A 12,051-nucleotide genomic window follows, 5' to 3' on the forward strand; every position below is an offset into this window, starting at 1 on the left:
TAGTATCGACGAACACCCGTGCCGAGGAGCGATACTCATCGGGGATGCGCGAGACGACGGTCCAGCCCGCGATGGCGATCGCCCAGGCGACGATGAGCGCCAGCCAGCGGTAACGCCACATGCCGCGCGCATAGCCGAACAGTTGCGCCAGGAGTTCGTGCATCGCTGCCCTCTTTGAAACAAGAAAATCTCGAGTCGTACCACGCCGCCGCCTCAGCGCGGCATTAGAACCAGGCCTCGGGGATGATCAGGATGTCCCCCGGTAGCAGGCTCACGTTCTCGGCGATCTCGCCATCGCGAATCAGGTCGTCCAAACGCACCGAGTATTGCCGCCGCTCGCCACCGTAGTAGCGCACCAGCACCGATTTGTTGCCGGCGGCGAAGTCGGTCAGCCCGCCAACGGCGATCATCAGGTCGAGCAGGGTCATGTGCTTGTGGAAGGGCACCGCCGCCGGCACCATCGCCTCACCGACGACCCGGACCTGTTGTGAGGGCAATCCGACGAAGCCCTTGACGATGACGGTGACGATCGGTGAGCGGACATAGACCGCATATTCCTTCTCGAGGTCGCGGGCGAGCTGCGACGGGGTCTTGCCGCTGGCCGGCATGTCCTCGATCAGCGGCGTGGTGAGCATGCCGTCGGGGCGCACCGGGACCGTCCCCGAGAGGTCGTTGAGCCCCCAGACGAAGATGCTGACCGAATCGCCCGGGGCGATCTCGTAGAAATACCCCTCCTGCACCGCCAGCTCGCGCTGCTCCGGTGGCACCGGCGGCAGGTCCTGGCCAGATCCCGAGCAGCCAGCCAGCAGCACCAGCACCACGCCAAGACACAGCCGCGACCAGGCACTGTCGATCGATCCAAGATACGTGCTCAACACGGTTCCCCCTTCCAGAAGCAAACTCCGCACCCACCCTGGCCCGATCGCGCGCGTGGCGCCGGCGTCGAGTCGCGGGCGGGCATGCGAGCCGGCAGGCCCTGCCCGCCCCACCAGATCGTGTATAGATGCGGCACATCCGCCGCGGGCAAAGCACTTAACACGAATTGTGTAAAACGGTCCGTGGCGCGCAGACATGGCATGATTCAGCCCTTGAGTCCGTATTTATCGAGCAGGCTGTAGAGGGTCGGGCGGGTCACCCCGAGCAGCCGTGCCGCCTGCGTGATGTTGCCGTCGACGCGGGCAAGCGCCTGGCGAATCGCCCCGGTCTCGGCCTGCTCGCGAACCACCTGCAGGTTCAGCGGCAATGCTGGTTCGCCAGCACCGGTGGCCAACTCGAGATCGGCGGGCGTCAACTGCTGACCATCGGCCATGATCACCGCGCGCCGGATCCGGCTCTCGAGTTCGCGCACGTTGCCGGGCCAGTCATGGGCCTCCAGCGCCGCCACCGCGTCCTTGGTGAAGCCGCGCACCGTCTTGGTGTATTCACGGCCATAGCGCTCAAGGAAGGCACGGGCCAGCACCAGCAGATCCCCCTCGCGCTCGCGCAACGGCGGCAGGGTCATGGTGATCTCGCTGACCCGATAGAAGAGGTCCTCGCGAAAGCGACCCTCGACGATCTGCGCCCGTAGATCACGATGGGTGGCGCAGATCACGCGCAGGTCGACCGGGATCTCCTGGCGACCACCGACCCGCTCGATCACCCGCTCCTGCAGGAAGCGCAACAGCTTCGCCTGCAGCGGCTGCGACAAGTCGCCGATCTCGTCGAGAAACAGGGTGCCGCCATCGGCGTACTCAATCTTGCCGCGGGTCTGCTTGACCGCGCCGGTGAAGGCCCCCTTCTCGTACCCGAACAGCTCGCTCTCGAGCAGGTTTTCTGGGATCGCGGCACAGTTGATCGCCACCAGCCGCCCCGAACTGCGGGGCCCTAGTTCGTGCAGGGCGCGCGCGAACAACTCCTTGCCGGTACCACTCTCGCCGAGGATCAGGGTGGTGACGTCGGTCGGGGCGACCTTCTCGACCATGCGACAGACCTCGAGCATGGGCCTGCTGCTGGCGATGATGCCGCGCAGCGGCGTGCCCATCTGACTGTGCTGCAGGCGCAGGTTTTCGGTCTCGAGGGCATGCAGCCGGTGACCGCGTTCGACCACCAGGTTGAGGGTCTCGGCATCGATCGGCTTGAGATAGAAGTCATAGGCGCCGAGCCCGATCGCCTGCAACGCATGACGTCGATCATCGTTGCCGGTGACCACCACGACCTTGGTCTGTGGGGCCAGAGAGACGATCTCCTCGAGCAACGCCAGCCCCTCACTCACCCCCCCAGGATCCGGCGGCAACCCAAGATCCAGGGTGACCACGCCGGGACGATGACGTCGCACCTGCGCCAGTGCCTCTTGACGGTCGGCGGCCAACACCACCTCGAAGTCGTCGAAGCACCAGCGCAGCTGGCTCTGCAGCCCGGGGTCGTCCTCGACCACCAGCAGACATTTCTTCGCCCCCTTCATGATGTCACCTCGTGGTGCCCCACCCCCGCCACCGCAGTCTCCTGTTGCACATCGTCATCCAGTGGCAAGCATACACGAAACATCGACCCCTTCCCGGGCCGACTGTGCACTAACAGGTCGCCACCGAGAAGCCGCACGAACTCCCGGCTCTCGAAGGCACCGATCCCCATGCCAGTCAGACCCTTGGTCGAATCAAAGGGCTTAAACAACCGATCTCTGATGAATTCTGCGCTCATACCAACGCCATCATCCTCGATCTCGACAATGGCGAACCCCTCTTCGACATCCAATCCGAGCCTCACCCGCCCCTCCGGCGGAGTTGCCTCCTGCGCATTCTGCACCAGATGAGAGAACACGTTAAGCAGACGCTCGCGATCAGCACGCACACACAAAGGGCTCGCCGGCGTTTCCAGCACCGGGACCGGGGCCCGGGAACTGCGCGCATGGACCACCTCGCTCAGTAGCAGGACCAGATCCAGGCGTTGCGGGGCCTCGCCGCGCACGCCCTCACGCAGTTGCTCCATCAACCGCGTCATCCGCTCGACCGAGCTGCGTACGGTGTGGATGACATCGTCGAGAAAGGCTGGGTTGTCGCGATGACGCTCAGCGTTGGAGACGATCAGCGATTGCTGCGCGAGCAGATTCTTGAGGTCATGAGCAACATAGGCCGAGAGCTGATTGAAGGCCTCGAACTGACGCGCCCGCATCAACGCCTGGTCGGCCAGGTGCTGGGCGACATGGGCCGCGGCCTGACGACCAGCAGTGCGCAACAGCGAGCGATCCTCCCAGTTGAGCCTGGTGCTGGTCGCCCCCCGCGCCAACACCACGAAACCACACAACATCTCGCGATGCAGGAGCGGAATGACCAGCCAGGCCGTGCTCGGGGCACACAGCCAGTCCGGCAACTCGACCCCCTGATAGCGCTCCGGATCGGCATGATACTCGTCGAGGTCGATCACCCAGGCGCGACGTCTCAGGAACTCGACCATGGGCGCCTCCGCCGCCAGGATCTGGGGTTGGGGGGTAATCCAGTTGTACTGGACACAGAACTCGAGGCCGCCGTGCTCGCCCTCGACCCAGAGCATCCCTCCGGGACTATCGACGAGCCCACCGAGGGCCGAGACCACCGCCTCGGGTAGCGCCACACCTGGACGCGACAGCGCGGTCGTGAAACTCAGCCACTGCTCACGATAGTCGTACTTGAAATTGAAGAAGTGTCTACTGAGCAGTACCCGTAGCCGCGCCCGCAACTGTCCGGAGAAGACCACCGCCAGCAGGAACAGCAAGGCCGCAAACAGGAAGGTGATCTGCAGCACCGCCCCCCAGGCACCACCGAAATAGCGGATGTAATAGCCCGCGGCGGCCATCGCCAGCAGATAGAGCCCGGCACCGGTCAAGGTCGCCGAATGGAAGACGGCATGACGCGAGACATGGACCTCCAGCGACCAGCTCGGATTACGCGCCGCCGAGACCGCGATCAGCGGTACCACCAGGGCGTGCACCAGCCCTCGCGCCTGCCAGAGCGCCGGGTCGATGCGATGCAACAGCAAGGCATCGGAGAAGAAGAATAGGTCGAAGGCGAACACCGCCCCCAGACCGAGACAGAGGTGTTTGATTCCCCAACGTTGCTCGGGGCGGCGATTACGGATGATCTGCTCGAGCAGCACCAACCCGAAGATGGCCCAGAGCACCCAACCGAGCAGGACCGCGTTGGTCACCTCGACCGGGCCGAGCCCCAGCGGCCGCGACAGCAGTGGGAGCGCCAGGGTGAGCAGCGCACCGCCCCCGACGATCCACCATGAAGCCTGGGCCCAGCGCCCCCCCGAGCGCCTCTCGCGCTCGGCGAGCAGCACCCGCGACAGGAACACGAACCAGGCAGCATTGCGGACCAGCTCGGCCACTGCCGCCCACTGCCCCGGGGGTAGCAGCTGATGCTGCATGGCCAGGACGATGCCGGCCCAACAAGCGCTTGCCAGGCTTGCCAGTAACGCGAACAACCCCAGCAAGCGACCACGCCAGGCGGTGATCAGCAACAGGGTCAGCACCAAATAGGCGATCAAGGCCGTCGCATAACTGAAGCTGGCCACGTTCATCCGCGCGCCTCATCCGCGCGCGGCTGGACCAGGACCTCGACCACGCGCCCGCGTGCCGCACGCGCCTCGGCCGATTGACGTGTCAGCGCGCCGGGTTCGAGCGGCCCACGTCCCTCGACCAGTAGGCGCGCGCGTTCGACCCCACCGGCGACCAGATAGACGGCAACCGCCTGGGCCCGACGCCGCGACAGCGCGAGGTTATAGTCTGGGTCTCCATAAGGGTCGGAATAGCCGACGACCTCGGCGTCGAGGTCGGTACGCCGCTGCAGTTGTTCGATCAGGATATCGAGCCGCGCGGCGAAGCGTGGCTCGAGTTCGGTGCTGTTCCAAGCGAACACCACCTGGACGGGGTCGGGCAACGCCCCCCCCGGCCCGGCCAGGGTCTCGGCACGCAGCGCAGACGGGGTAAGCGAGCGCGTATCGGCGACCTGGAGGACCGGCGTCTCTTGATCCTCGCCTGCCGCAGTGACACGTGCGACGGCCGCTGGCTCGGGCGCCGGCGCCACCCGAGCGCCGGACACGGCGGGCGACGAGGCCAGGACGGGGGACAGCGACTCGACCACCGGCGTGACAGGCGTGACAGCAGACGGCTGGAGCGGGGGCTGCACAGTGACGACGGCGGCGCCCTCACCCGCCCCGTCGCCAGCGAGGACCGAGGACGACCCGAGCACCCTGGAACGCTCCGGCGTCGCCAGCGACTCGGGGTCCACACCCGCGAACTCGGCAACCGCGCCGGGCAGTGAGCGCTCCAGCCAATCGCGCGCCTGCTGCTGCAGGGCCGCAGCCCACTGTGGCTGGAGCAGATAGGAGGCTCCGAGCAGAGCGCTCGCGGCCAGGGTCGCCCCGCCGAGCAGCCAACGCCCACGGGCACGACGCGGCAGGGGCGCAGGCGCGGGTTCGTCGAAGGCCTCATCGAACTCATCGGGCAACAGTGGTTCGCAGGCAGGCGTGGGCGCGTCGCCGGCGGCCGCCTCGAGCGCCAGGAGTTCTTCGCTCAGCGCCACCTCAAGCTCCGGGGCCACCACCGTCTCAGCCGGGACCACCGCAACCGCCGCTGGCGGCGTCTCCGGCGCGGCGCACAGCCCCTGATCAAGCTCGTCCCAGTCGACATCACCCCCCGCCTGGGTCGCGGCCGTCAAGGCCTCCTGGTGCAGCTCGTCGAGCACCTGTTCGGCATCCTCGAGCGCGATACGGTGACGCTCCTCGATGAAGCCGCGCAACAACAACCGACTGCAGATCAGGTTGATCCGGCGCGGCACCCCTGCGCTGAACTCGAAGACGGTGCGCAGCACCCCGGGGGCGAACGCCGGGTCCCCGCGCCAGCCGCCCATCTCCAACCGGTGACGCACATAGGCCAGGGTCTCGACCGGACCCAGGGGTTCGAGATGCCAGGCGGCGACCAGACGCTGATGGACCTGCGCCATGTCCGGCCCCTGGACCAGCTCCCGCAGATGCTCCTGGCCGACCAGCACGATCTGCAGCAAGGGACGGCCCTGACGCTGCAGATTGGTCAACAAGCGCAGCTCTTCGAGCGCCGTGGCGGCCAGGTCCTGGGCCTCGTCGATGATCAGCAAGGCGCGGCGACCGGCCTGGTGCTGGCGCTCCAGAAAGGCCATCAACCCCTGCAGCACCTCGGCCTTGTGTGATGCCGCAGCCCGCAGCCCGAAGCCGTAAGCGGTCATCCGCAGCAGGTCCTCGGCGGCCAGCTGGGTACTGACCAGCATGGAGACGGCCACCTCCTGGGCCGGCAGGCGTTCGAGCAGGTCATTGATCAGGGTGGTCTTGCCCGTCCCTGGATGACCGGTGATCATCACGAAACCCTCGCCACGATGCAGCGCATAATCGATATAGGAACGCGCACGCGCATAGTTTCTGTGGGTAAAACAGAAGCGATGGTCCGGACTCAAGCGAAACGGGTCCGCCTCGAGGGCGTAGAAGTGCTCATACATAATGGTTCAACACCATGCTCGACCTGGCGGCGCGCGGCCTTCGCGTGACATGAAGTCGCGATCGACAGCTATTTGATGTGCCGGACGCAACAGCTCACCCAAGTTGCAGCATCGCGCCCTCCCGTCCATAGAATGCTGCAATCAGGGTACCAGGACGCCCCATTCCGAATATCAGAAAAAAGCCTTTAAGACGAAAGGTAAAAATATATGAAAAACAAAATTTTATAAATAAAATTACGACCCAAAATACTTATAAATAAAAAATATACCCCTAGAGAAAAGATCCAGACACTAATACTACCTAATCCAAACTCACATCAATGACACGGAAATCAGCCGCGACGGCGGCGTCAGATTCTGACATCATAGACCTAGCAGTCGCAACGCAATCACACGCTCTTGACCATGACGCACTCATGCTCAACTGACGGGCAGACCTATTTGGCGCGTCAACACCCACCGGCGCAGCCGTCACCCGCAGACAGGGATGTCGTCCATCACCAAAAAGGCATGCGACTTGCTGCCCAGACGGCGGACCATCCCCAGCTATGGCAACGCCCATCCCGTGCTGGAATCCACTTCACGCATGACAATGCAGGCCGAAACCATGCACACACACCCGCACGATAACGACCTCGCACTCGATGAGATGCAGCTCGACGCACGTATCGACCGCTACCGGCGCGAGATCGCAGAACTGACCCCGCCAGCCACCTTCAGGGAAGAGGTCCTGGTCAATGTCTACCGCTGTCTGTTGCAACGTTATGACGAGCAGCAACATGCCAACCGCCAGGCCGTGAGCTGAGCAGGCGCACCCGCCCCCGACGCCAGGCGTCGGGGTGAGCGGGAGCTGCAAAACGCGAGAGGCAACCCACGACACGCGGATTGCATGGCAGATCGAGAATCGCAGATGGAGCGCACAGGGCCCGCCCCGGGATCGGGGCGGGCCCTGACACGTTCGCCGGCGCGCCCACCACTGACGGTCGCCGGCGCGATTCAGTCGCCCAGATCGGCGCGCAACGACTCCGCCGCTGCGCGCTCGGCAAACGCCTGATCGTCAGCCAGGGTCGCCTCGAGCAGTCGACGCGCCTCGTCCTCGAGTCCCAATGCCGCCAGGATCTGTGCCTTGTGGAAACGCACCGTCGGATCCCCTGGGGCCAACGCCTGGGCCTCGTCGATGACCCGCCGCGCCTCGGCCAGGGCGCCATCCTCGAACAGCACCACCGCCAGGGTATCGGCTACGTCGACCGACTCAGGGGCGGCGGCATAGGCCCGTCGGGCATAGTCGAGCGCGCGCGCGCGATCCTGGTCGCGGATCAACCAGGCCAGGTTGTTGAGCGCGATGGCATGCCCGGGCGCGACCTCGATGGTGCGCTCGAAGGCGGCGATCGCCGCCGCCCGCCGTCCCTGTCTCATATACAGCTGGGCGAGGTTGAACTGGACCCACACGTCCTCGGGATATCGTTCCAACCAGTCCTCGAGTAGCGCGGTGGCCGCGTCCGCCTCGCCGGCGCGCACCTGTGCCTGCGCCAGCCGCAACAGGTTGTCGGCGCTCGCCGCCACCTCGAACAGACGCCGATAGCTGGCGAGCGCGGCGACATGATCGGCCTCCCGCTCGGCGATCAACCCCGTGACCGACAGCAGCTCGGGATGATCCGTGCCGGCCACCGCGTGCAGCGCCTCGGCGCGCGCGTGCGCCAACGTCATGTCACCTTCGGCCACTGCCAGACGGACCAACCCGGCATGAGCGACGATCGAGTCCGGCGCCACCTCCAGGGCCTGGTGCAACGCCTCCTCGGCCAGCGCCAGGCGGCCGAGTCGCGCCTCGGCCGTGGCCAAAGCGGTCAACACCCCTGGCCGCCCGGGCTGCAGCCGCGCCAATGTCACCAGGGTCTGCCGAGCCGCCTCATCGTCGCCGAGCCGAAGCTGGGCCTCGGCGGTAAGACCGAGCAGCTCGGGATCATCAGCATGGACGGGGGCCGCCGCGCCAAGCACCTCCAAGGCCGCATCCGGGTGATCACGCTGCAACTGATAGGCGGCGAGATAGAGCCGCGGGCGCAGCTGCCGTGGATTGGCCGCGAGCGCCCGCTCGAGCGCCTGCTGCGCAGCCTCCGAGTCCTCGGCCAGCAGCGCCAGACGCGCCTGCCCGACCAACAGGTCGACGTCCCCGGGCGCCACCTCGAGGGCGTGGCGGTAACGACTCGCCGCGCTCTCCAGGTCCTCATTGGCCAGATCGACCGCAACCCGCCCATCGACGGCCGCCGCCAGCCCCGGCTCAAGCGCCAGCGCCGCATCGAAGCTACGAGCAGCCGCCTGCAGCTGGCCATCACGTAGGGACATCAGCCCGAGCAGTACCCGGGGTCGGGCACGGTCGGGGTAGCGCACACCAAGCGTGCGCGCCGCCTCGATCGCGACAGCCAGATCACCGCGCTGGGCGTGACCGAGCACCAGCTGCTCGGCGGCACCGAGCCGCTGCGTATCGTCCCCGAGCGCAGCGCCGTCCCCATCGAGCAACTCGGTCAAGGTTGCAGCGGCAGCATCCAGATCGCCGCGCTGCTGCGCCAGGCGCCCCTCGAGCAGCAACACCTCGGCACCCGGCTCGCCGCCCACGCGACGCCATCGCGTCAACATGGCATCGGCCTCATCGAGCGCCCCCGCGGCCAACGCCAGGCGCGCCCGTCCGAGCAGCGCCGGGGCGAATTCGGGGTCGAGTGCAAGGGCGTGATCGAGCTGCTGGCGGGCCGCGACGGATTGATCCAGGGCCGCCAGGCTAGCGGCCAACGCGACCCGGACACGGGGATCCTCCGGGGTCAGCTCGACCAACCGCGATAGGGTCGCGCGGGCACTGCCATAGCGTCCGAGCACGAGTTGGGCATCGGCGATCAACCCGAGCAGCGCTGGGTTCTTCGCAAAACGCACATGTGCCGCCTCGAGCACCTCGAGTGCCGCCACCGTCTCGTCGCGACGCAGTAGATAGGCGCCGAGATAGAGTCGTGGCGCGAGTGTTGCGGGGTTATGCGCCACCGCGCGCTCAAGCAGCGCGCGGGCGCGGCCCCGGTCGTCCTCGACGAGCGCCAAACGGGCCTGGGCGATGAGCAGGCGCGGATCGTCGGGGCGCTGCGCCAGACCGCTTTCGAGTCGCCGACGGGCCTCCTCGAGGTCCTGACCGGCCAGCGCCAGGTTCGCCAGTCCGATGGTCGCAGTAGGCTCGGCGGGATCCAGCGCCAGCGCCTGGATAAATGCCGCCCGCGCGGCCGCCGGCGCATCCCCGCGCAGCTCCACGACCCCCAGCAGGGTCTGGGCCCGCGCCGACTCAGGGTGCCGATCACGATAGTCGCGGGCCGCGGCCCGGGCCTGATCGAGATCACCGCGCGCCAGCTGAGCGATCACCAGGCGCTCGGCCGCGCCCTGGAAGTCGGGATCCTGGGCCAGCGCCGCCTGCAGCTCGGCGATCCCCTCCGCCGAACCGGGCTCGGCCAGCAACGCCGTACCGAGCCGGGCACCAGCGAGCGCCGAGTCCGGCAATCCGGCCTTGACCCGACGCAGATAGGGCAGGCTCTGCTCGCGCTTGCCCTGCAACAGCAGGGCGCTGGCCAGCAGGTCGGTGGTGGCGAGGTCCTCGGGCTGGTGCTCGAGCACGCCGCGCGCCAGCTGCTCGGCGGCCACGGCCTCGCCCTGTCGCAACAAGGCCATCGCCAACAGACGCTGGGTCGCCAGGTCCTGCGGCTGCAGTGAGCGGGCACGCTCGAGATGGACCCGCGCCTGCTCGGGCTGGCCGAGCGCCAGTCGGGCCGCCCCGGCCAGCGACAGCGCCGGGGCGAACTCGGGCAGGGCCGCGAGGGCGGTGTCCAGATGGGCGATCGCAGCGGCGTGGTCGCCACGTTCGTAGAGCAACATCCCCTGGGCATAGTCGAGCAGCGCATTGTCGGGGGCGAGCCGACGCAGCTGATCGAGATCGGACTGGGCGGCATCCAGCGCCCCGCGCTGGATACGGGTGTAGGCACGGTTGAGCTGCGCCTGGAAGCGCTCGAGCGGATCCTCGAGGGCATGACCGAAGGCGGCCTCGGCGGCGGCCAGATCCCCGGCCCGACGAGCCAGATCACCACTCAACGACCAGGCACGCGCCACCCCCGGCCGCCGCTCGAGTAAGTCCGCAAGGCGTGCCCGCGCCGCGACCAGCTGACCATCGGCGGCCTCCAACCGTGCCAACGCGAAGACCACCGCGGCGGCGTCGGGCTGCAACGCCTGCGCCACCCCCAACACACGCCGCGCTGCATCTCTCTCCCCGGCCACCAGTTCGGCCTCGGCCTGCAGGGCGAAGAGCTCGGCGCGTACGGCCACCGGCAGCGCCTCCGACACCTCCAGCGCGCGCAACGGCGCAATGGCCCTCAGACGGAGCCAGACACGTGCCAACCAAGGGTGCAGCAACGCCGGCTCGGCCCCGAGGCGCTGGGCCCGCTCCAGCTCTTGACGGGCGGCGTGGACATCGCCCTGCAGCAGCAGGGCACGACCGAGCAAGGCCCGGGCGCGGGCATCACGCGGATCGTCCTGAAGGGCATTCTTCAGCTCGATCACGGCCACCGACGCATCGCCTGCAGACAGCGCCGCCGCCCCAAGCGGCGCCTCGGCGGCCACCACCGTGGCAGCACTACCAGCCAGCAGGGCGGCGGCGAGGACCAACCGGTCGATCGCGTTCCTTGTACACAACATCGTTCATCCTCTTGCAATAACGATCCCACGGCGGGGCGGTCTCGGGGCGCCGTGACGGGTATCAGCCCGGGGGACGCGGCAGACCGATGAGATAGGTCACCCCCACCGGCAACGGCCCCAACCGCGCCACCCCACACTCCCAGTGATAGCCCTGGTCATCGAGCCCACGGGTGAGCCGATCGAGTTCGGCGACGCTATAGGTCCGCAGACAGGAGACGATCCCGTCGAACATCACCGCCAGCGGGATCACCGGGATCAGATAGGTCCATAGCAACCGACTCCAGCGGAAGGGCCGGATGAAGGGGGTGGCAAGCAACACCAACAGCGGAGTGAAGAGCATGTAGAGCAACAACAGCGGATGGCGTTGAGTCGACTCGAACACCGCGATCCCCTGGCGCTGTGCGACGGCATCGGCAAGGATCGCGCGCGCCTGGTCGGGGCGGAAGTGATGGAAGGCCGAGAACAGGGTACGAAAGCCATCGATCGCAGCCGGCACCGCCATCGCGCTGACCGGGTATTCGATCACCTCGAGCGCCGTGCCGGTACGCTCGCGCAGCCGCCGCAACGCGGCACGGTTGGGATAGACGTCACTGACCCGCACCCGGATCCTGCCCGCGCGCACCGGGCCGAGCCGATCGAGCATCCGTTCCCAGGGGCCACCACCACCACTGCAGAGATCGAGGATGACGGGCGCCCCACTCTCCTCCAGGGCACGCTCGAGACGCGGCGTCACCGCAGCGTAGAGGTCGGAGACCCGAACCGCGAACTCGAGGAAATCGGTAATCCCATGGCGGATCGCAGCGGGCAATCGCCGCCAGTCGCCAAACTCGAAGAAATGGATACGCGGTATCATGTGCGA

Annotated in this window: 7 protein-coding genes; 1 reads left to right on the top strand and 6 read right to left on the bottom strand. The window is 67.2% G+C overall.

The features are described from left to right. Positions 1-224 precede the first annotated feature (224 nt). The 4 genes from HF203_RS08980 to HF203_RS08995 all read right to left on the bottom strand — a co-directional run bounded on the left by HF203_RS08980 (position 225) and on the right by HF203_RS08995 (position 6,482). Positions 225-875, bottom strand: coding sequence for an XrtA/PEP-CTERM system exopolysaccharide export protein (locus HF203_RS08980; RefSeq protein WP_168668829.1), 651 nt, complete (start codon positions 873-875; stop codon positions 225-227). Between the two features lie 206 nt (positions 876-1,081). Further along, positions 1,082-2,440: a PEP-CTERM-box response regulator transcription factor gene (prsR, locus tag HF203_RS08985; RefSeq protein WP_168668831.1), complete on the bottom strand. Its 1,359-nt coding sequence runs from the start codon at positions 2,438-2,440 to the stop codon at positions 1,082-1,084. Further along, a complete protein-coding gene (gene prsK / locus HF203_RS08990; protein ID WP_168668833.1) occupies positions 2,437-4,533 on the bottom strand; it encodes an XrtA/PEP-CTERM system histidine kinase PrsK in 2,097 nt (698 codons plus the stop codon). Before prsK ends, prsR begins: the two co-directional genes overlap by 4 nt. Continuing rightward, a complete protein-coding gene (locus HF203_RS08995; protein WP_168668835.1) occupies positions 4,530-6,482 on the bottom strand; it encodes an AAA family ATPase in 1,953 nt (650 codons plus the stop codon). Before HF203_RS08995 ends, prsK begins: the two co-directional genes overlap by 4 nt. 487 nt (positions 6,483-6,969) lie before the next feature. On the opposite strand from HF203_RS08995, the gene HF203_RS09000 reads away from it, so the two are divergent. Next, positions 6,970-7,287, top strand: a complete 318-nt coding sequence (locus HF203_RS09000) for a hypothetical protein (RefSeq protein WP_168668837.1) — start codon at positions 6,970-6,972, stop codon at positions 7,285-7,287. Between the two features lie 191 nt (positions 7,288-7,478). On the opposite strand, the gene prsT is transcribed toward HF203_RS09000, so the two are convergent. Together prsT and HF203_RS09010 are read right to left on the bottom strand one after the other, a co-directional pair. Further along, entirely contained in the window at positions 7,479-11,192 is a 3,714-nt protein-coding gene (prsT, locus tag HF203_RS09005) for an XrtA/PEP-CTERM system TPR-repeat protein PrsT (RefSeq protein ID WP_168668839.1), read from the bottom strand. A 61-nt stretch (positions 11,193-11,253) separates the two neighbouring features. Then, positions 11,254-12,045, bottom strand: a complete 792-nt coding sequence (locus tag HF203_RS09010) for a class I SAM-dependent methyltransferase (RefSeq protein WP_168668841.1) — start codon at positions 12,043-12,045, stop codon at positions 11,254-11,256. Positions 12,046-12,051 lie beyond the last annotated feature (6 nt).

The sequence above is a fragment of the Marichromatium bheemlicum genome, assembly GCF_012276755.1.
Taxonomy (GTDB): Bacteria; Pseudomonadota; Gammaproteobacteria; order Chromatiales; family Chromatiaceae; genus Marichromatium; species Marichromatium bheemlicum.

Excerpts from the sequence above, each read along its gene's own strand:
- HF203_RS09010 (WP_168668841.1), bottom strand. The coding sequence starts at position 12,045 with ATGATACCGCGTATCCATTTCTTCGAGTTTGGCGACTGGCGGCGATTG.
- prsT (WP_168668839.1), bottom strand. The coding sequence starts at position 11,192 with ATGTTGTGTACAAGGAACGCGATCGACCGGTTGGTCCTCGCCGCCGCC.
- HF203_RS08995 (WP_168668835.1), bottom strand. The coding sequence starts at position 6,482 with ATGTATGAGCACTTCTACGCCCTCGAGGCGGACCCGTTTCGCTTGAGT.
- prsR (WP_168668831.1), bottom strand. The coding sequence starts at position 2,440 with ATGAAGGGGGCGAAGAAATGTCTGCTGGTGGTCGAGGACGACCCCGGG.
- prsK (WP_168668833.1), bottom strand. The coding sequence starts at position 4,533 with ATGAACGTGGCCAGCTTCAGTTATGCGACGGCCTTGATCGCCTATTTG.
- HF203_RS09000 (WP_168668837.1), top strand. The coding sequence starts at position 6,970 with ATGTCGTCCATCACCAAAAAGGCATGCGACTTGCTGCCCAGACGGCGG.